Genomic DNA, 18,577 nt, shown 5'->3' on the forward strand with positions numbered 1-18,577 from the left:
TACACAACTTTGTGGGCTGTAATAGCAGACGGTAACCACGATGCGAAGCGAGTCGCTCTTGATCTTAGGCGCCCCGTTAAACCACGCTGGCCGGAATTCGACAGGGATTTGGGGGGTAAACCGGCAGGGATGCCGGTTTAGCCGCCCCGCGCCATGGATGGCGCGTGGCGGCGGCCCCCCAAATCACTGGCGGATTACGGGCACACCGAGCCTAAGCGAGGTGCCGAGTGGTGGGGCAAGAGCGTTTTGCTTACTTTTGCGCTTTTCAAAAGTGAGCCGCTGTCAGAGCGGAACCCTAAGTGGCCGTTACCGCAGCAATGGATATGTACACGGTCCGACTGTGTTGACTGTCAGGCCGCTTTCGCAGGCAAGCCAGCTCCCACATTTGGATCGCGGTGCGTCAGTTAGAACAGCGTCGGCTATCTGGTCGTCACGGGAGCAAGCTCCCTCGCCACAGGTCCAGCGTCGTATCGAAGTTGTGTAGATATCTATGCTCATCGCAGGCAAGCCAGCTCCCACAGTTGACCGACTTTCAACATGAGCGCGCGCTCGACTGTGGGAGCTGGCTTGCCTGCGAAAGCGCTCTCAAGACCGCTGCAAAAACGCCTGATGCATCTGGTCCAACGTCTCGAAATGCCAGGTCGGCGCCTCGGCATTCAGCTCTTCAAAACTACCAAACCCATACCCCACGGCGACCGAATCCAGCCCATTACTGCGTGCCCCGATCAGGTCATGCTTGCGATCGCCGATCATCAAGGTGGTGGCCGGGTCCAGGCCTTCCTCACGCATCAAATGCGCGATCAATTCGACCTTGTTGGTGCGCGTACCGTCCAGCTCGCTGCCGTAGATCACCTTGAAGTGCTTGGCAAAGTCGAAATGCCGCGCAATCTCGCGGGCAAATTCCCACGGTTTAGAGGTGGCGACGTACAGCTGGCGCCCTTGGCTGTTCAACTCTTCCAATAACGGCATGACGCCGTCGAACACGCGGTTTTCGTACAGGCCGGTAACCTTGAAGCGCTCACGGTAGAAATTCACTGCCTCCCATGCCTTGGCCTCGTCGAAGGCGTAAAACTGCATGAACGCCTGCAACAAGGGCGGGCCGATGAAGTGTTCGAGCTTGGTCAGGTCGGGTTCATCAATGCCCAGTTTGGCCAGGGCATACTGGATCGAACGGGTAATGCCCTCGCGCGGGTCGGTGAGGGTGCCGTCCAGGTCGAACAGGACGGTGGGGTGATGCAGGGTCATTGATCGAATCCTTCGGCCAGGTGCAGGTCTTTGAGCTTCACGTAGTTCGCCGCGCTGTAGGTGAAAAAGGCACGCTCTTTGTCAGTCAATGCGCGAACCTGCTTAACCGGGCTGCCCACATACAAAAAACCGCTGTCGAGTTTCTTGCCTGGCGGCACCAGGCTGCCGGCGCCGATGATCACGTCGTCTTCAACCACGGCGCCATCCATCACGATACTGCCCATGCCGATCAGGACGCGGCTACCCACGGTGCAGCCATGCAGCATGACCTTATGGGCGATGGTCACATCGTCGCCGATCAGCAACGGGAAACCGTCAGGATTGAACGGCCCGGCATGGGTGATGTGCAGCACGCAGCCGTCTTGCACGCTGGTGCGCGCACCGATGCGGATGCGGTGCATGTCGCCGCGAATCACGGTCAGCGGCCAAACCGAGCTGTCGGCGCCGATTTCGACATCGCCGATCACCACCGCCGAAATATCGACAAACGCCCCGGCGCCGAGGGTTGGCGTGTGGTTCTGATAGGTGCGAAGGGTCACGATAGCCTCTCTCTGTTGTGCTGATAGCTGCGGTGGGTGTTGATTGTAATTAAGATGGCCCCATCTTTGTTCTACATGTTTCTTCAGCCAAGGTGCCCACCGTGAGCGCGAACAACCCTCTTTTGCAGTCCTACGACCTGCCGCCGTTCTCGGCGATCCGTGCCGAGCACGTGCAGCCGGCCATCGAACAGATCCTCGCCGACAACCGCGTGGCAATCGCAGAGATCCTGCAAAGCCAGGGTAAAAATCCGACATGGGCCGGCCTGGTCCTGGCCATGGACGAACTCAATGATCGCCTCGGTGCGGCCTGGAGCCCGGTCAGCCACCTCAATGCCGTGTGCAACAGCGCCGAACTGCGCGAAGCCTACGAGGCGTGCCTGCCGGCCTTGAGCGCTTATTCTACCGAGATGGGCCAGAACCGTGAGCTGTTCCAGGCCTTCGAAGCCTTGGCCAACAGCCCGGAAGCTGCCGGTTTCGATGTGGCGCAAAAAACCATTCTAGAGCACTCCCTGCGTGACTTCCGCCTGTCGGGTATCGACTTGCCGCCGGAGCAGCAAAAGCGCTACGCCGAGGTGCAGAGCAAGCTGTCCGAGCTGGGCAGCAAGTTCTCCAACCAGTTGCTGGACGCCACCCAGGCCTGGACCAAGCACGTCACCGATGAAGCCACCCTTGCCGGCCTGACCGACTCGGCCAAGGCGCAAATGGCCGCCGCCGCCCAGGCCAAGGGCCTCGACGGCTGGCTGATCACCTTGGAATTCCCCAGCTACTACGCCGTCATGACCTACGCCCAGGACCGTGCCCTGCGTGAAGAGGTGTACGCCGCCTACTGCACCCGTGCGTCAGACCAAGGCCCGAATGCCGGTCAGAACGATAACGGCCCGGTGATGGAACAGATCCTCGACCTGCGTCAGGAACTGGCCCAATTGTTGGGTTATGCGTCGTTCTCCGAGCTGAGCCTGGCCACCAAGATGGCCGAGTCCAGCGACCAGGTGCTGAGCTTCCTGCGTGACCTGGCCAAGCGCAGCAAGCCGTTTGCCGCCCAGGACCTGCAACAGCTCAAGGCCTATGCCGCCGAGCAAGGCTGCCCTGATCTGCAAAGCTGGGACAGCGGTTTCTACGGCGAAAAACTGCGAGAGCAGCGCTACAGCGTTTCCCAGGAAGCCTTGCGCGCCTACTTCCCGATCGACAAAGTGCTGGGTGGCTTGTTTGCCATTGTGCAGCGCCTGTACGGCATCGAGATCGCTGAGCTCAAAGGCTTCGACACCTGGCACCCGGATGTGCGCTTGTTCGAAATCAAGGAAAACGGCGAGCACGTCGGGCGTTTCTTCTTCGACCTGTACGCCCGCGCCAACAAGCGTGGCGGTGCCTGGATGGACGGTGCCCGTGACCGCCGCCGTACCGTTGATGGCGTGCTGCAAAGCCCCGTCGCCAACCTGGTGTGCAACTTCACTCCGGCCGACAGCGGCAAGCCTGCCCTGCTGACCCACGATGAAGTCACCACCCTGTTCCACGAATTCGGCCATGGCCTGCATCACCTGCTCACCCGCGTGGAACACGCCGGCGTATCCGGTATCAACGGTGTGGCGTGGGACGCAGTGGAACTGCCGAGCCAATTCATGGAGAACTGGTGCTGGGAGCCCGAAGGCCTGGCGCTGATCTCCGGCCACTACGAAACCGGTGAGCCCCTGCCCCAGGACCTGCTGGAGAAAATGCTCGCGGCGAAAAACTTCCAGTCCGGCCTGATGATGGTGCGTCAGCTGGAGTTCTCGCTGTTCGACTTTGAACTGCACGCCACCCATGGCGATGGTCGCAGTGTGGCCCAGGTACTTGAAGGCGTGCGCGATGAGGTCTCGGTGATGCGCCCACCGGCCTACAACCGCTTCCCCAACAGCTTCGCGCACATCTTCGCCGGCGGTTATGCGGCGGGTTACTACAGCTACAAGTGGGCCGAAGTACTTTCGGCGGACGCCTTCTCCAAGTTTGAGGAAGACGGCGTGCTCAACGCCCAGACCGGGCGTGCGTTCCGTGAAGCCATCCTGGCGCGTGGCGGTTCCCAGGCGCCGATGGTGCTGTTCGTCGATTTCCGCGGACGCGCGCCGTCGATTGACGCACTCTTGCGCCACAGCGGCCTGAGTGAGGACGCGGCAGCATGAGTGAAGGGCCTGTGATCACCAAAAAGCAATTTATCGCCGGGGCTGTCTGCCCGGCGTGCAGCGAGCCGGACAAGTTGAAGATGTGGACCGAAGACAGCGTGCCACACCGCGAGTGCGTGGCCTGCGGGTATACCGATACGCTGAATGATCAAGGCCTGTCGGTGCCCAAGGAATTGGGCACAAGGGTCAATACCTCCGCGTTGAAAGCCCCGGCGGACCCTAAAGTGCAGGCAGTGCAGTTCTTTCCAAACCCGAAGCTGAAAAAAGACTAACCCCGCACCCCCTGTAGGAGCGAGCTTGCTCGCGAAAAACGTTAACGATAACGCGTGTTTCCTGAATAAACGCGGCGCTGTTGAGTTTTTCGCGAGCAAGCTCGCTCCTACAATTTTTTCTCTTCCTTACCCGTTGTGGTGATCCAACCTTTCATTGAGCACAACGCAAACGCGCTGGTGCTGCAATCCCCATTCGCCAACGCTGTGCGTAACTTGTCGACATCGGCTCTCATCATGTAGCGAACGCTGTCCTTGAAACCCTTGCTGCTGCCAAAGCCGCCCAAGGTCATCTCGTTCAGCGCGTCCTCCTTGCTCCACCCCTGAGCCACCACCCGATACATCGCTGCCATCAGGCCGGTGCGGTCGACGCCGTGCTTGCAGTGCATCAACACCGGGCCATCGGCCTCTGCTGCCTGAATCGCCCTGATCGCCGCCAGCACGTCGGAATCGTCGACGTGGTTGGTGCGATAGCTCAACTGCACCTGTTTGATATCAGATGATTGGAGCCACTGCGCATCAGATTCCGGCAGGAAGTTGATGACCGTAGCGATCTTGAGCGTTTGCAACAGGGGCAGCGCACGCTCGTCCGGCAATGCACTGCGATAGAGCGTGGGTGTCATTTGATGCAGGTTGTATTGGTTGCCCACCGGCTGGGCCCATTCCGGCGAGCGGATCGACGCAGCCTCATCGGCTTGTACGGTGTTGAGCAGGCTCATGAGCGCCAAGCCGAGAACGAGCAGTATGCGTGTGTTGAACATGAACGTTGTGACCGCGCGAGGAAGTGGCTGATGGGCCACAGACTTACTCAAGGCGGGTCAATACGGCGTGAGGTCCGCGTCAAAGAATTGTGATACTTGCGATCTGATCCGGTGTTTTTGTCGCCGAATTGACGCCGCTGAATTCTTAGCCTGCTATCATTTGTAACTAATGTTTGCCATTGTGCTGTATCTACTTGGATCCAATTAGCCGCAAAGCCTTCACGCTGCTCCCAGAAGCGGCGGATGAACCCGTGACCACATGATGAGGTGTACCTATGTCTGATCAAGATCAAGACAACCCCCGGCGTGACTTTTTACGCAAATCCTTGACCTTGATCCCGGTGGTCACGGTTGCCAGCACCGGCCTTGGTGGTTCGATGTTGATGGCCACGCCGGAGCCTGCCCAGGCCGAGCCGGCCAAGCCTGCGGTCAGCGATGAAGCCTACGAGCCAAGCTATTTCACGGCCGAGGAATGGGCGTTTATCAACGCCGCCGTCGAGCGCTTGATTCCCGCTGACGCCCAGGGCCCTGGCGCCTTGGAGGCTGGCGCGCCGGAATACATCGACCGCCAGATGAACACTCCTTACGCCAGTGGCGCCCTGTGGTTCATGCAAGGCCCGTTCAACGCCGACGCGGCGCCGGAGATGGGTTGGCAGAGCAAATTGGTGCCCAAGGAGATCTACCGCCTGGGTATTGCTGCTACGGATGCCTGGTCGAAAGCGTTCAACGGTAAAGCTTTTGCTGCGCAAGACAGCGCTACCCGAGACGATATGCTGCGACGTTTAGAGGCTGGCGGCAGCGAACTGGCGGCGCACTTCGACGCCGTGCCGCCCAAGATGTTCTTCAACCTTTTGCTGCAAAACACCAAGGAAGGTTTCTTCTGCGACCCTATCCACGGCGGTAATAAAGGCATGGTCGGCTGGACCATGATCGGTTTCCCCGGTGCCCGTGCCGACTTCATGGATTGGGTGGAACGCAACGAGCAATACCCCTTCCCGGCTGTTTCCATTCGCGGCGAGAGGGCATAAACGTGGCGACCATCATGAAGAAAGTGGATGCAGTGATTGTGGGCTTCGGCTGGACGGGCGCGATCATGGCCAAGGAGCTGACGGAAGCGGGCCTCAACGTGGTAGCGCTGGAGCGCGGCCCGATGCAGGACACTTACCCAGACGGCAACTATCCGCAGGTCATCGACGAATTGACCTACAGCGTGCGTAAGAAGCTGTTCCAGGACATCTCCAAAGAAACGGTGACCATTCGCCACAGCGTAAATGACGTGGCCCTGCCTAATCGTCAGTTGGGCGCTTTCTTGCCGGGTAATGGCGTCGGTGGTGCGGGGCTGCACTGGTCGGGCGTGCATTTTCGTGTCGACCCGATTGAGCTGCGCATGCGCAGCCATTACGAAGAGCGCTACGGGAAGAACTTCATTCCCAAGGACATGACCATCCAAGACTTCGGCGTCAGCTATGAAGAGCTGGAGCCGTTTTTCGACTACGCGGAAAAAGTCTTTGGCACCTCCGGCCAAGCCTGGACGGTCAAGGGCCAACTGGTCGGCGAAGGCCGTGGCGGCAACCCCTACGCGCCGGATCGTTCAAACCCGTTCCCGCTGGAAGCGCAGAAAAATACCGTCTCCGCCCAGCTGTTTCAGAAAGCGGCGACCGACGTAGGTTACAAACCTTACAACCTGCCGTCGGCCAACACGTCGGGGCCGTACACCAACCCCTACGGTGCGCAGATGGGCCCGTGCAACTTCTGCGGCTTTTGCAGTGGCTACGTGTGCTACATGTATTCCAAAGCCTCGCCAAACGTGAACATCCTGCCGGCCTTGCGCCAGGTGCCCAACTTCGAGCTGCGGCCCAATTCCCACGTGCTCAAGGTCAACCTCGACAGCACCAAGAAGAAAGCCACCGGTGTGACCTACATCGACGCCCAGGGCCGCGAATGCGAACAACCGGCCGACCTGGTGATTCTTGGCGCCTTCCAGTTCCATAACGTGCGCCTGATGCTGCTGTCCGGCATCGGCAAACCCTACGACCCGATTACCAACGAGGGTGTGGTAGGCCGCAACTTCGCCTACCAGAACATGGGCACCATCAAGGCGTTCTTCGACAAGGACACCCACACCAACAACTTTATCGGCGCGGGCGGCAATGGCGTGGCCATCGACGACTTCAACGCCGACAACTTTGACCACGGCCCCCACGGTTTCGTGGGCGGTTCGCCGATGTGGGTCAACCAGGCGGGCAGCCGGCCGATTGCCGGTACGTCCAACCCGCCGGGCACGCCGGCCTGGGGCAGCGCCTGGAAGCGCGCCACCGCCGATTACTACACCCATCAGGTCTCCATGGACTCCCACGGTGCCCATCAGTCCTACCGCAGCAACTACCTGGATCTGGACCCGGTTTACCGCGATGCCTACGGCCTGCCGCTGCTGCGCATGACCTTCGACTGGCAAGAAAACGACATCAAGATGAACCGCTTCATGATGGAAAAAATGGGCAAAGTGGCCCAGGCCATGAATCCCAAGGCCATCGCCGTGCTGGGTAAAAAGGTCGGTGAGCATTTCAATACCGCCTCTTACCAGACCACCCACCTCAACGGTGGCGCGATCATGGGCACCGACCCGAAAACCAGTGCATTGAACCGCTACTTGCAGAGCTGGGATGTGCACAACGTATTTGTCCCCGGTGCTTCCGCTTTCCCACAAGGGCTGGGCTACAACCCTACCGGCCTGGTGGCAGCGTTGACCTATTGGTCGGCGCGAGCGATTCGCGAGCAGTACCTCAAAAACCCCGGCCCACTGGTTCAGGCATAAGGAGCGATACCATGAAAGCACTCGTTATCGCCTCACTGGCGCTGTTCAGCAGTTGCTCGATCAGCGCCGCCGAAGCCGACTTGATCAAGCAGGGCGAATACCTGGCGCGTGCCGGTGACTGTGTCGCCTGCCATACCGCCAAGGGTGGTAAGCCCTTCGCTGGTGGCCTGCCGATGGAAACACCCATTGGCGTGATCTATTCCACCAACATCACCCCGGACAAGACCGGCCTGGGCGACTACAGCTTCGAGGACTTCGACAAGGCCGTGCGCCACGGCGTCGCCAAGAACGGTAGTACGCTTTACCCGGCGATGCCCTACCCGTCTTACGCACGCGTCAGCGACAGCGATATGCAAGCGTTGTATGCGTACTTCATGAAGGGGGTTGAACCGGTCGCCCAGGAAAACAAGGACAGCGATATTCCCTGGCCCTTGAGCATGCGTTGGCCGCTGGCGGCCTGGCGCTGGATGTTTGCACCGGCGGTCGAGGCGCATCAGCCGCAAGCTGCTGCCGAACCCGTGACTGATCGCGGTGCCTACCTGGTGGAAGGTCTTGGACATTGCGGCGCCTGCCATACGCCGCGCGCCCTGACCATGCAGGAAAAAGCCTTGAGTGCCACGGACGGCAGCGCCTTCCTGTCTGGCAGTGCGCCGCTGGAAGGCTGGATTGCCAAAAGCCTGCGCGGCGACCACAAGGACGGTCTCGGTAGCTGGAGCGAGGAGCAGCTGGTGCAGTTCCTCAAGACCGGGCGCAGCGACCGCAGCGCGGTGTTCGGCGGCATGAGTGATGTGGTCGTGCACAGCATGCAGTACATGTCCCAAGAAGACCTGACCGCTATCGCCCGTTACCTCAAAAGCCTGCCAGCGGTCGATCCCAAGGACCAGCCGCACCAATACGACAAGCAGGTAGCGCAAGCGCTGTGGAAGGGCGATGACAGCAAGCCGGGTGCGTCGGTGTATATCGACAACTGCGCGGCCTGCCACCGTACCGACGGCCATGGCTATACGCGGGTATTCCCGGCGCTGGCGGGCAACCCGGTGGTGCAGACGGCAGATGCCACGTCGTTGATCAACATTGTGTTGAGCGGCGGTACGTTGCCGGCCACCCATGCGGCGCCGTCAACCTTCACCATGCCGGCGTTCGCCTGGCGTCTGTCGGACCAGGAAGTGGCCGATGTAGTCAGTTTTATCCGTGGCAGCTGGGGCAACCAGGGCGCACCGGTCAAGGCGAGCGATGTGGCGGATCTGCGCAAAAACGATCTGCACACCACCTCGAGTGATGACCTGGGGCAGGTGACGCAAAAGCACTGATAAGTTCGCTGGCCGCCCAACGGCACTGGTCAGAAACCTCGCGCCTCGATACTGTATATAAAAACAGTATCGAGGCGTTTTCATGTCTACTGCACTGCCGCCCCGTGGCCGGGGTACGGCCACCAACCTGCACAATCGGTTTGCACCCACCGTCAGCGTGGCCGAGGACGACGGTTGGTACCAGGAAGTGCCGCCCACCCAAGGCACCGAAGTGCGTATCGAAACGGCCAAGACCATCATCACCCGCAACAACTCGCCGGACTTGCCGTTTGATCGGTCGATCAACCCGTATCGCGGTTGTGAGCATGGTTGCATCTACTGCTATGCACGGCCCAGCCATGCCTATTGGGACATGTCGCCCGGGCTGGACTTTGAAACCAGATTGATTGCCAAGAGCAACGCGGCCGATGTGCTGGAACAGCAACTGTCGAAGCCGGGCTACGTGTGCGCACCGATCAACCTGGGCTCCAATACCGATCCGTACCAGCCTATCGAGCGCGAATACCGGATTACCCGGCAAACCCTTGAGGTACTGCTGCGCTACCGGCACCCCGTGACCATCATCACCAAGGGTTCGCTGATCCTGCGTGACCTCGACTTGCTGACCGAGTTGGCCCGCCAGCGCCTGGTAGCGGTGATGATCAGCCTCACCAGCCTGGATGATGAACTCAAGCGCATCCTGGAACCGCGCACGGCAGCGCCCAAGGCGCGGCTGCGGGCGATTCGGGTAATGCGCGACGCGGGTATCCCGGTGGGCGTGCTGTGCTCGCCAATGATCCCGATGATCAACGACAGCGAGCTGGAGAGCCTGCTTACCGAAGCTCACGCGGCCGGCGCACAAAGCGCGGCGTATATGATGCTGCGCCTGCCGTTGGAGGTGGCGCCGTTGTTCGAGGAGTGGCTGGCGGCCCATTACCCGCAGCGAGCGGCCCATGTGATGAGCCTGGTGCGGCAGGTACGCGGGGGTGAGGTGTATGACAGCCGGTTTGGTGTGCGCATGCGTGGTGAGGGGCCGTTTGCCGATTTGCTGGCGCAGCGGTTCACCAAGGCAATCAAACGCCTGGGGCTGAATCGGCGGGAAGGGTTCAACCTCGATTGCACGGCGTTTTGCCCACCGGGCAGACAGATGGCTTTGTTGTAGACTGAAGAAGAGACGTGCACCTTTGCTGTAGGAATAGTCGCGTTTTGACATCACTGAGAGCCGCGTTCTAGAGCGGTTCATTCAGTTTGAGTTAAGTTTCGGCGGTTACCTTGTTCAGCGAGTGACTGATGAGTCGGCGGCCTGGTCGGTGGTTGTTTTACAACTAATTCACCGCCATGGCGTCGAACTGACCTGAACCCTCCCCTGCATTGATCAAGAGGATGAATCATGAGTGACAAGGATAAACAGCCGTTGGCTGCGTCGGCTTCAGCCCCTCAGGTGGCGGAATCCGCCGATGCAGCGCTGCAGCATATCGTTGACGGCTTTTTGCATTTCCATCACGACGTCTTCCCCCAGCAGGAAGAACTTTTCAAGAAACTCGCCACCGCCCAGAGCCCACGGGCGATGTTCATCACCTGCGCCGACTCGCGCATCGTGCCCGAGCTGATCACCCAGAGCTCCCCAGGCGACCTGTTCGTGACCCGTAACGTCGGTAACGTGGTGCCGCCCTACGGCCAGATGAACGGCGGTGTTTCCACCGCTATCGAGTACGCGGTGCTCGCCCTTGGCGTACAGCACATCATCGTATGCGGGCATTCGGACTGCGGCGCCATGCGTGCCGTGCTCAACCCCGACAGCCTGGAAAAGATGCCAACGGTCAAGGCCTGGCTGCGTCACGCCGAGGTCGCCAAGACCATGGTCCATGACAACTGCGACTGCGCCAACGAAGGCGAGAGCATGGCGGTGCTGACCGAAGAAAACGTCATCGCCCAACTGCAACATTTGCGCACCCACCCTTCCGTGGCTTCGCGCATGGCCAATGGACATTTGTTTATCCATGGTTGGATCTACAACATCGAGACCAGCGAAATTCGGGCCTACGATGCGGACAAGGCGGCATTCCGACCGCTGAACGGCACCGAGCCGATCCCTTCAGCGACGCCTAAAGCGCGCTTCTAAAACACTTCCCTGCCGGGTAATGCGGTGGCTGCCATGGATGCAGCCAGGCTTTACCGCGCCCGGCGAATGCCTCGGGAGAGTCATCATGCGTGCTGCTCAATTGAAAGCTGTATTGCCACGGGAGCTGCTCGCCTCGGTGGTTGTTTTTCTGGTCGCCTTGCCACTGTGCATGGGCATTGCGATTGCCTCCGGCATGCCGCCGGCCAAGGGCCTGATCACTGGCATCATCGGTGGCCTGGTGGTGGGCTGGCTGGCCGGCTCGCCGCTGCAAGTCAGCGGCCCGGCGGCGGGTCTGGCGGTGCTGGTGTTCGAGCTGGTGCGTCAGCACGGCATGCTGATGCTGGGGCCGATCCTGTTATTGGCCGGCTTCCTGCAACTGGTGGCTGGGCGTTTGCGCCTGGGCTGCTGGTTTCGCGTCACCGCGCCGGCGGTGGTCTACGGCATGTTGGCCGGGATTGGCGTGTTGATCGTGCTGTCGCAGATCCATGTGATGCTCGACGGCGCGCCCAAGCCGTCAGGGCTGGATAACCTGGCAGGCTTCCCGGCAGCGCTGGCTGAGGCAATTCCTACCCTCGGCGGCGGGCTCGGCTGGCAGGCTGGCGTACTCGGCCTTTCGACGATGCTGGTGATGTACCTGTGGGACAAATTCCGCCCGCAACAGCTACGGTTTGTGCCTGGCGCATTGCTTGGCGTGGGCTTGGCGACCGTCGCCAGCCTGGTACTGGCGTTGCAGGTCAAGCGCGTGGAGGTCCCGGAAAACCTCGCGGACGCAATCGACTGGCTGCGCCCCAGCGACCTGCTGAACCTGGCGGATCCGCAGGTGCTGATCGCGGCATTCGCCGTGGCGTTTATTGCCAGTGCCGAAACCCTGCTGTCTGCCGCAGCGGTGGACCGCATGCACAGTGGTCAACGTTCCGATTTCGATAAGGAATTGTCGGCCCAAGGGGTGGGCAACATGCTCTGCGGCCTGGTGGGCGCATTGCCAATGACCGGCGTGATCGTACGCAGCTCGGCTAACGTCCAGGCCGGTGCTACCACCCGTCTGTCGGCGATGTTCCATGGCCTGTGGCTGCTGGGCTTCGTACTGTTGCTGTCGAGCGTGCTGCAAAGCATTCCGGTCGCGAGCCTGGCGGGTGTGCTGGTGTACACCGGGATCAAACTGGTAGACGTCAAGGCGTTCAAGGCGCTGGGCCGCTATGGGCGGATGCCGATGTTCACCTACGCGGCCACCGCGCTGGCAATTATCTTCACCGATTTGCTGACCGGCGTGCTGGTGGGCTTCGGGCTCACATTGCTCAAGTTGGCCTTCAAGGCTTCGCGCCTGAAAGTCAGCCTGATCGACCTGCCCCAGGAAGGTGAGATGGAGCTGCGTTTGACGGGGGCGGCGACCTTTCTGAAGGTGCCGGCGTTGACTCAGGTGCTGTCGGCGGTGCCTGCGGGGACCACCTTGCATGTGCCGCTGAGTAACTTGAGTTACATCGACCACTCGTGCCTGGAGTTGCTGGAAGAATGGGGTCGAGCCAATGCAGCCAAGGGGTCGACGTTGGTGATCGAGGCGCGTGGGTTGAAGCGCAGGCTGGAAGGTCGGGTGAGAACGACAGTGGGGATCGGTTCGGCGCCTGCCTGAACACCCCCAAAACTGTGGGAGCCGGGCTTGCCCGCGATGGCGGTGGTTCAGTCAACTAATCTGTTGGCTGATACTCCGCCATCGCGGGCAAGCCCGGCTCCCACATTGGATCTCTATCGGATCTGAAGTCTACGCAGGCTGATCCAGTGTCAGCTCAACCCCGAGCTGGCGCGACAGGCATGGCCAGCGCTTCCAGGACGCTTCGGTCTGCGGGCTCTTGAGCTGTTCGCGATAGGCCTCGACCGACTCCAGCGCAAAGCTTTCCTCGTTAAGCATTTCATCCACCGCCAGGTGCACGGCTTCATCCAGTTGGTTGGCGAACTCTTCACCGATCAGTTGATGGGCGATCACGTTGGCCACGGTGGTATCCGCTGGAATCAATGGCTGGCCGAAATGCTTGATGTACAGATCGTTCACTTCTTCGACCAGGCGATGCGCCAGGTAGGCCTCATCCAGCAGGCCATCAAGGCCGTCGTGGCCGGCCAGAATCGCTGGCGGCTGCAGGAAGAAATGTTCAGCGATTTTCAGTACTGGTTTGATCTGGCTTTCAATCCCGGCCTCACGGGCCACATCATTGGCGGCGTCGAGCAAATCAGGAACCAGGTCGATGTAAGCGGTTACAAAGCGGGTCATGACTAGGTTGCGATCACCGTCAGCCAGGGCGATGGACGAATGCAGGTGCGGCATTTGTTTTTTCAGATGGCTGACAAGTTGGCCGGTGGTGGCTTCGTGTTGATGGGCACGGGAAATCTGCTCGCGCAATGCGGCGGTGTTCATGAGGGCTCCAGTGAAGCAGGCGTAGGAAAAGGGAGAAGATAAGGTAGTTCGTTTATACGAGCGCCTAAGACGCATTTGTCATAATTATTTCATGGTTATAGGCAGGGGTTATATCGAAATGCCATCGTTCGTCGGATAAACGATTCCGCCGCCCATTTTACGGGCCCCGTCTGTCTGTTTCTATTCATTTGCCCCCACACATTGCGGGGTTGCTACGGCTGTCTATACTCGATTTTGTACGCAATTAGCTGATGACGCCCAACTGCATGACGCAGGCAAGGCTTGGCGGTTGTAAGCAGTATGGAAGCCGCTCCCTTCGCCGCAGGTGCAAACCGGCGGGATAACAAGAAACATAAAGGGGAACCCGCAATGACGCGACATCCACACGTTTGGATGGGCCTCCTGTTGTGGTCGGTATTCGGCCAGGCGCACGCCGCCTGGACCACGAATATGGCGCCAGGGGCTACTGAAGTCAGCCACGCTGTGTTTGACCTGCACATGACCATTTTCTGGATCTGTGTGGTGATCGGCATCGTCGTGTTTGGCGCGATGTTCTGGTCGATGATCCTGCACCGTCGGTCCACGGGCCAGGTAGCGGCCAAGTTTCACGAAAGCACCACCGTGGAAATCCTCTGGACGGTGGTGCCCTTGCTGATTCTGGTGGCCATGGCCATTCCGGCCACCAAGACCCTGATCAACATCTACGACAGCAGTGAATCGGATATCGATATCCAGGTCACCGGCTATCAGTGGAAATGGCACTACAAATACCTGGGTCAGGACGTGGAGTTCTTCAGCAACCTGGCCACGCCCGCCGAACAGATCCATAACCAGGCCACCAAGGGCGAACACTACCTGTTGGAAGTCGACCAGCCGCTGGTGTTGCCGGTGGGCGCCAAGGTGCGATTTCTGGTGACCGCCGCCGATGTGATCCACTCATGGTGGGTGCCGGCCTTTGCGGTCAAGCGCGACGCCATCCCCGGCTTCGTCAACGAGGCCTGGACCCGCGTCGAGAAGCCCGGCATCTACCGTGGTCAGTGCGCCGAGCTGTGCGGCAAGGACCATGGCTTCATGCCCATCGTGGTTGAGGTCAAGTCCAAGGCTGACTACGACACCTGGCTGGGCGAGCGCAAGGAGGAGGCGGCCAAGCTCAAGGAACTGACCTCCAAGGAGTGGACGCTGGACGAGCTGGTGGCCCGTGGCGACAAGGTCTACCACACCACCTGCGTGGCTTGTCACCAGGCTGAGGGCCAAGGCTTGCCACCGATGTTCCCAGCGCTCAAGGGCTCGAAAATCGCCACGGGGCCGGCCAAAGACCATCTGAGCATCGTGTATCACGGCAAGCCCGGCACCGCGATGGCAGCCTTCGGCAAGCAGCTCTCTGAAGTGGATATCGCCGCTGTGGTGACCTATGAGCGTAACGCCTGGGGCAATAACAAAGGCGACATGGTCACGCCCAAAGACGTGCTGGCTCTGAAACAGGCGGAAAGCAAATGACGACTTTCATTGCCAATGCCCTGAATCGCCCCGCTCACTCGCTTGTAGGAGAACGGCCATGAGCACTGTGATCGACCATGGTCATGCCGACCATGCCCACGGCCCCGCCAAAGGCTTGATGCGCTGGGTGCTGACCACCAACCACAAAGACATCGGCACGATGTACCTGTGGTTTGCCTTCACCATGTTCCTGCTCGGCGGCTCGTTCGCCATGGTGATCCGTGCCGAGTTGTTCCAGCCGGGCCTGCAGATCGTGCAGCCGGCGTTCTTCAACCAGATGACCACCATGCACGGCCTGATCATGGTGTTCGGCGCGGTGATGCCAGCGTTTGTCGGCCTGGCCAACTGGATGATCCCGCTGATGATCGGCGCGCCGGACATGGCCCTGCCGCGCATGAACAATTTCAGCTTCTGGCTGCTGCCGGCGGCGTTTCTGCTGCTGGTGTCTACCTTGTTCACACCCGGCGGTGGGCCGAATTTCGGCTGGACCTTCTACGCCCCGCTCTCCACCACCTATGCGCCGCAAAGCGTGACGTTCTTTATCTTTGCCATCCACCTGATGGGCATCAGTTCGATCATGGGCGCGATCAATGTGGTCGCCACCATCCTCAACCTGCGCGCGCCGGGCATGACCCTGATGAAAATGCCGCTGTTCGTGTGGACCTGGCTGATCACCGCGTTCCTGCTGATCGCGGTGATGCCGGTACTGGCGGGCTGCGTGACCATGATGCTGATGGACATCCACTTCGGCACCAGCTTCTTCAGTGCGGCCGGTGGTGGCGATCCTGTGCTGTTCCAGCATGTGTTCTGGTTCTTCGGGCATCCCGAGGTGTACATCATGATCCTGCCGGCCTTTGGTGCGGTCAGCTCGATCATCCCCACCTTCTCGCGCAAGCCGTTGTTCGGCTACACCTCGATGGTCTACGCCACCGCGAGCATCGCGTTCCTGTCGTTCATCGTGTGGGCGCACCACATGTTCGTGGTGGGCATTCCGCTGGTGGGTGAGCTGTTCTTCATGTACGCCACCCTGCTGATCGCCGTGCCCACGGGGGTGAAGGTGTTCAACTGGGTCAGCACCATGTGGCAAGGCTCACTGACGTTCGAGACGCCGATGTTGTTTGCGGTGGCCTTTGTGATCCTGTTCACCATTGGCGGTTTCTCCGGGCTGATGCTGGCGATTGCCCCGGCGGACTTCCAGTACCACGACACCTACTTTGTGGTGGCGCATTTCCATTACGTACTGGTGCCCGGCGCGATCTTCGGGATCTTCGCCTCGGCCTACTACTGGCTGCCGAAATGGACCGGCCACATGTACGACGAAACCTTGGGCAAGCTGCACTTCTGGTTGTCTTTCGTGGGCATGAACATGGCGTTCTTCCCCATGCACTTTGTGGGGCTCGCCGGTATGCCGCGCCGGGTGCCGGACTACAACCTGCAGTTCGCTGACTTCAACATGGTCTCGTCCATCGGTGCCTTTATGTTCGGCGCCACGCAGATCTTCTTCCTGTTCATTGTCATCAAGTGCATCCGTGGCGGCCCGCCTGCGCCGGCCAAGCCGTGGGATGGCGCCGAGGGCCTGGAATGGAGCGTGCCTTCGCCCGCGCCGTATCACACCTTCACCACGCCGCCGGAGGTCAAATGAAGCCCTACCTATACCCCCTCTGTGGGAGCGGGCTTGCCCGCGATGGCGGTATGTCAGGCGCTGAATCTACCGGCTTTGAGATCCTCATCGCAGGCAAGCCAGCTCCCACAGAAAATCCAAAGCCAGGTGGGCGCCATGGCTGACTCCGTGCCGCTCAAGCGCCTGGTCACCCGCCTGCTGATTTTGGTGCTGGCGATGTTCGCCTTCGGCTTTGCTTTGGTGCCGATCTACGACGTGATGTGCAAGGCATTCGGCATCAACGGCAAGACCGCCGGGCAGTACGAAGGTGAGCAAATGGTCGACCCCTCGCGCCAGGTGCGGGTGCAGTTCCTGTCCACCAACGCCATCGACATGGTCTGGGAATTTCATTCCAAGGCCGATGAGATTGTGGTCAACCCCGGGGCGGTCAACGAGATGCTGTTCGTGGCCTACAACCCCACCGATAAGCCGATGACCGCCCAGGCGATACCCAGTATTTCCCCGGCTGAGGCGGCGATGTACTTCCACAAGACCGAATGCTTTTGCTTTACCCAGCAAGTGTTGCAGCCCGGGGAGCGCATTGAGATGCCCGTACGTTTCATCGTCGACCGCGCGATGCCCAAGGATGTGAAGCATTTGACCCTGGCGTACACGCTGTTCGATATCACTGCGCGCCAGCCGCCCGTGGCCCTCAGGACCGGGGGCTAGCTACTGTTTGCCGCCTCAATCAGGAGAGCGAATACATGTCGACTCATGATACGTACTACGTACCAGCGCAAAGCAAATGGCCAATAATTGCCACGATTGGCCTGCTGGTCACCGTGTATGGCCTGGCCGTGTGGTTCAACGACTTGAAGGCCGCGCGCCCCGAATCCCACGGGCCGTGGATCTTTTTCGTCGGCGGTTTGTTGCTGGCCTACATGCTGTTTGGCTGGTTTGGCGCGGTGATCAAGGAGAGTCGCGCCGGGCTGTACAGCGCGCAGATGGACCGCTCGTTTCGCTGGGGTATGACCTGGTTCATCTTTTCGGAGGTGATGTTCTTTATCGCGTTCTTTGGTGCGCTGTTCTATGTGCGACACATGTCTGCACCCTGGCTGGCGGGTGAGGGCTCCAAAGGTATTGCACATATGCTGTGGCCCAATTTCGAATTTGCCTGGCCGTTGCTCAATAACCCTGATCCCAAACTCTACCCCGCACCGGAAGGCACCATCAGCCCGTGGGGCCTGCCGCTGGTCAACACCATCTTGCTGGTGAGTTCCAGCGTGACCATCACCATTGCCCACCATGCGCTGCGCAAAGGCCATCGGGGTGCACTGAAACTCTGGCTGGCGATCACCGTGCTGCTGGGCCTGGCGTTTCTTGGGTTCCAGGCCGAGGAATACATCCACGCCTACAAAGAGTTGGGCCTCACCCTGGGTTCAGGCGTGTACGGCGCGACGTTCTTCATGCTCACGGGCTTTCACGGTGCCCACGTGACCATCGGCACCCTCATTCTGTTTGTGATGCTGATGCGCATCCTGCGCGGGCATTTCAATGCCGAGCACCAGTTCGGGTTTGAGGCGGCCAGTTGGTATTGGCACTTTGTGGACGTGGTGTGGATCGGGCTGTTTTTCTTTGTCTATGTGCTGTGACGCCGCTTACCACGGCGCATGAGAGACCAGTTGGCCGCTGAAAAAGCCCCAGGCGATCAAGCCCACGGTGATCACGGCCAGCGTGACACGCACGGTCAAGGCGGTGACGAGGCGGTTGGAGTTGCCCTCGTCCTTGACCAGGAAGAACAAGCCACTGAACAGGCTCACGACGGTCGCGATCAGCATCAGGGCAATGGCGGCTTTGAGCATGGTCTGGCTCCGGGCAAATGG

At 60.1% G+C, this 18,577-nt stretch carries 17 protein-coding genes; 12 read left to right on the forward strand and 5 right to left on the reverse strand.

Annotated features, from left to right (window positions below):
- Positions 1-585 precede the first annotated feature (585 nt).
- Both DK871_RS01355 and DK871_RS01360 read right to left on the reverse strand, forming a co-directional pair.
- On the reverse strand, positions 586-1,245 hold the full coding sequence (locus tag DK871_RS01355) for an HAD family hydrolase (RefSeq protein WP_161903726.1): 660 nt from the start codon (positions 1,243-1,245) through the stop codon (positions 586-588).
- Positions 1,242-1,784, reverse strand: a complete 543-nt coding sequence (locus DK871_RS01360; RefSeq protein WP_161903727.1) for a gamma carbonic anhydrase family protein — start codon at positions 1,782-1,784, stop codon at positions 1,242-1,244. The genes DK871_RS01355 and DK871_RS01360 overlap by 4 nt, the downstream gene beginning before the upstream one ends.
- A gap of 101 nt (positions 1,785-1,885) precedes the next feature.
- On the opposite strand from DK871_RS01360, the gene prlC reads away from it, so the two are divergent.
- Together prlC and DK871_RS01370 are read left to right on the forward strand one after the other, a co-directional pair.
- Positions 1,886-3,937 (forward strand): oligopeptidase A, encoded by a 2,052-nt coding sequence (gene prlC / locus DK871_RS01365; protein ID WP_003187320.1) that lies wholly within the window; start codon positions 1,886-1,888, stop codon positions 3,935-3,937.
- Entirely contained in the window at positions 3,934-4,209 is a 276-nt protein-coding gene (locus DK871_RS01370; protein ID WP_017528719.1) for a YheV family putative zinc ribbon protein, read from the forward strand. Before prlC ends, DK871_RS01370 begins: the two co-directional genes overlap by 4 nt.
- 107 nt (positions 4,210-4,316) lie before the next feature.
- On the opposite strand, the gene DK871_RS01375 is transcribed toward DK871_RS01370, so the two are convergent.
- Positions 4,317-4,967 (reverse strand): dual specificity protein phosphatase family protein, encoded by a 651-nt coding sequence (locus tag DK871_RS01375; RefSeq protein WP_161903770.1) that lies wholly within the window; start codon positions 4,965-4,967, stop codon positions 4,317-4,319.
- Between the two features lie 275 nt (positions 4,968-5,242).
- On the opposite strand from DK871_RS01375, the gene DK871_RS01380 reads away from it, so the two are divergent.
- The 6 genes from DK871_RS01380 to DK871_RS01405 all read left to right on the forward strand — a co-directional run bounded on the left by DK871_RS01380 (position 5,243) and on the right by DK871_RS01405 (position 12,820).
- Complete coding sequence (locus tag DK871_RS01380; protein WP_161903728.1) at positions 5,243-5,995, forward strand: gluconate 2-dehydrogenase subunit 3 family protein; 753 nt, start codon at positions 5,243-5,245, stop codon at positions 5,993-5,995.
- A 2-nt stretch (positions 5,996-5,997) separates the two neighbouring features.
- Positions 5,998-7,782, forward strand: coding sequence for a GMC family oxidoreductase (locus DK871_RS01385; RefSeq protein ID WP_032894333.1), 1,785 nt, complete (start codon positions 5,998-6,000; stop codon positions 7,780-7,782).
- A gap of 11 nt (positions 7,783-7,793) precedes the next feature.
- The gene (locus DK871_RS01390) at positions 7,794-9,092 is read left to right on the forward strand and encodes a cytochrome c (RefSeq protein WP_161903729.1); all 1,299 of its coding nucleotides are present in this window, start codon (positions 7,794-7,796) and stop codon (positions 9,090-9,092) included.
- A gap of 82 nt (positions 9,093-9,174) precedes the next feature.
- Positions 9,175-10,233 carry a PA0069 family radical SAM protein gene (locus DK871_RS01395; protein WP_161903730.1) on the forward strand — a complete coding sequence of 353 codons (1,059 nt, stop codon included), beginning with the start codon at positions 9,175-9,177 and terminating at the stop codon, positions 10,231-10,233.
- 228 nt (positions 10,234-10,461) lie between these two features.
- Positions 10,462-11,193, forward strand: coding sequence for a carbonic anhydrase (locus DK871_RS01400; RefSeq protein WP_003187331.1), 732 nt, complete (start codon positions 10,462-10,464; stop codon positions 11,191-11,193).
- 85 nt (positions 11,194-11,278) lie between these two features.
- Positions 11,279-12,820 carry a SulP family inorganic anion transporter gene (locus tag DK871_RS01405; RefSeq protein WP_161903731.1) on the forward strand — a complete coding sequence of 514 codons (1,542 nt, stop codon included), beginning with the start codon at positions 11,279-11,281 and terminating at the stop codon, positions 12,818-12,820.
- A 129-nt stretch (positions 12,821-12,949) separates the two neighbouring features.
- Here DK871_RS01405 and DK871_RS01410 read toward each other — a convergent pair whose 3' ends face one another.
- Positions 12,950-13,597 (reverse strand): hypothetical protein, encoded by a 648-nt coding sequence (locus tag DK871_RS01410; protein ID WP_161903732.1) that lies wholly within the window; start codon positions 13,595-13,597, stop codon positions 12,950-12,952.
- Between the two features lie 369 nt (positions 13,598-13,966).
- Here DK871_RS01410 and coxB point away from each other — a divergent pair, with 369 nt between their 5' ends.
- The 4 genes from coxB to DK871_RS01430 all read left to right on the forward strand — a co-directional run bounded on the left by coxB (position 13,967) and on the right by DK871_RS01430 (position 18,346).
- Positions 13,967-15,094, forward strand: a complete 1,128-nt coding sequence (coxB, locus tag DK871_RS01415) for a cytochrome c oxidase subunit II (protein ID WP_032894328.1) — start codon at positions 13,967-13,969, stop codon at positions 15,092-15,094.
- A gap of 58 nt (positions 15,095-15,152) precedes the next feature.
- Positions 15,153-16,736, forward strand: a complete 1,584-nt coding sequence (gene ctaD, locus DK871_RS01420; protein WP_161903733.1) for a cytochrome c oxidase subunit I — start codon at positions 15,153-15,155, stop codon at positions 16,734-16,736.
- A 135-nt stretch (positions 16,737-16,871) separates the two neighbouring features.
- Complete coding sequence (locus DK871_RS01425; RefSeq protein ID WP_161903734.1) at positions 16,872-17,423, forward strand: cytochrome c oxidase assembly protein; 552 nt, start codon at positions 16,872-16,874, stop codon at positions 17,421-17,423.
- A 35-nt stretch (positions 17,424-17,458) separates the two neighbouring features.
- Positions 17,459-18,346 carry a cytochrome c oxidase subunit 3 gene (locus tag DK871_RS01430; protein WP_161903735.1) on the forward strand — a complete coding sequence of 296 codons (888 nt, stop codon included), beginning with the start codon at positions 17,459-17,461 and terminating at the stop codon, positions 18,344-18,346.
- Between the two features lie 6 nt (positions 18,347-18,352).
- On the opposite strand, the gene DK871_RS01435 is transcribed toward DK871_RS01430, so the two are convergent.
- Positions 18,353-18,556 (reverse strand): twin transmembrane helix small protein, encoded by a 204-nt coding sequence (locus DK871_RS01435; protein ID WP_003187345.1) that lies wholly within the window; start codon positions 18,554-18,556, stop codon positions 18,353-18,355.
- Positions 18,557-18,577: the final 21 nt, after the last annotated feature.

It is taken from the genome of Pseudomonas sp. L13 (genome assembly GCF_009935965.1).
Classification (GTDB): domain Bacteria; phylum Pseudomonadota; class Gammaproteobacteria; order Pseudomonadales; family Pseudomonadaceae; genus Aquipseudomonas; species Aquipseudomonas lactis.

Coding starts and splice junctions, on each gene's coding strand:
- DK871_RS01375 (WP_161903770.1), bottom strand. CDS start 4,967: ATGTTCAACACACGCATACTGCTCGTTCTCGGCTTGGCGCTCATGAGC.
- DK871_RS01410 (WP_161903732.1), bottom strand. CDS start 13,597: ATGAACACCGCCGCATTGCGCGAGCAGATTTCCCGTGCCCATCAACAC.
- DK871_RS01390 (WP_161903729.1), top strand. CDS start 7,794: ATGAAAGCACTCGTTATCGCCTCACTGGCGCTGTTCAGCAGTTGCTCG.
- DK871_RS01370 (WP_017528719.1), top strand. CDS start 3,934: ATGAGTGAAGGGCCTGTGATCACCAAAAAGCAATTTATCGCCGGGGCT.
- DK871_RS01395 (WP_161903730.1), top strand. CDS start 9,175: ATGTCTACTGCACTGCCGCCCCGTGGCCGGGGTACGGCCACCAACCTG.
- DK871_RS01355 (WP_161903726.1), bottom strand. CDS start 1,245: ATGACCCTGCATCACCCCACCGTCCTGTTCGACCTGGACGGCACCCTC.
- coxB (WP_032894328.1), top strand. CDS start 13,967: ATGACGCGACATCCACACGTTTGGATGGGCCTCCTGTTGTGGTCGGTA.
- DK871_RS01405 (WP_161903731.1), top strand. CDS start 11,279: ATGCGTGCTGCTCAATTGAAAGCTGTATTGCCACGGGAGCTGCTCGCC.
- DK871_RS01430 (WP_161903735.1), top strand. CDS start 17,459: ATGTCGACTCATGATACGTACTACGTACCAGCGCAAAGCAAATGGCCA.
- DK871_RS01435 (WP_003187345.1), bottom strand. CDS start 18,556: ATGCTCAAAGCCGCCATTGCCCTGATGCTGATCGCGACCGTCGTGAGC.
- DK871_RS01400 (WP_003187331.1), top strand. CDS start 10,462: ATGAGTGACAAGGATAAACAGCCGTTGGCTGCGTCGGCTTCAGCCCCT.
- DK871_RS01380 (WP_161903728.1), top strand. CDS start 5,243: ATGTCTGATCAAGATCAAGACAACCCCCGGCGTGACTTTTTACGCAAA.
- ctaD (WP_161903733.1), top strand. CDS start 15,153: ATGAGCACTGTGATCGACCATGGTCATGCCGACCATGCCCACGGCCCC.
- DK871_RS01425 (WP_161903734.1), top strand. CDS start 16,872: ATGGCTGACTCCGTGCCGCTCAAGCGCCTGGTCACCCGCCTGCTGATT.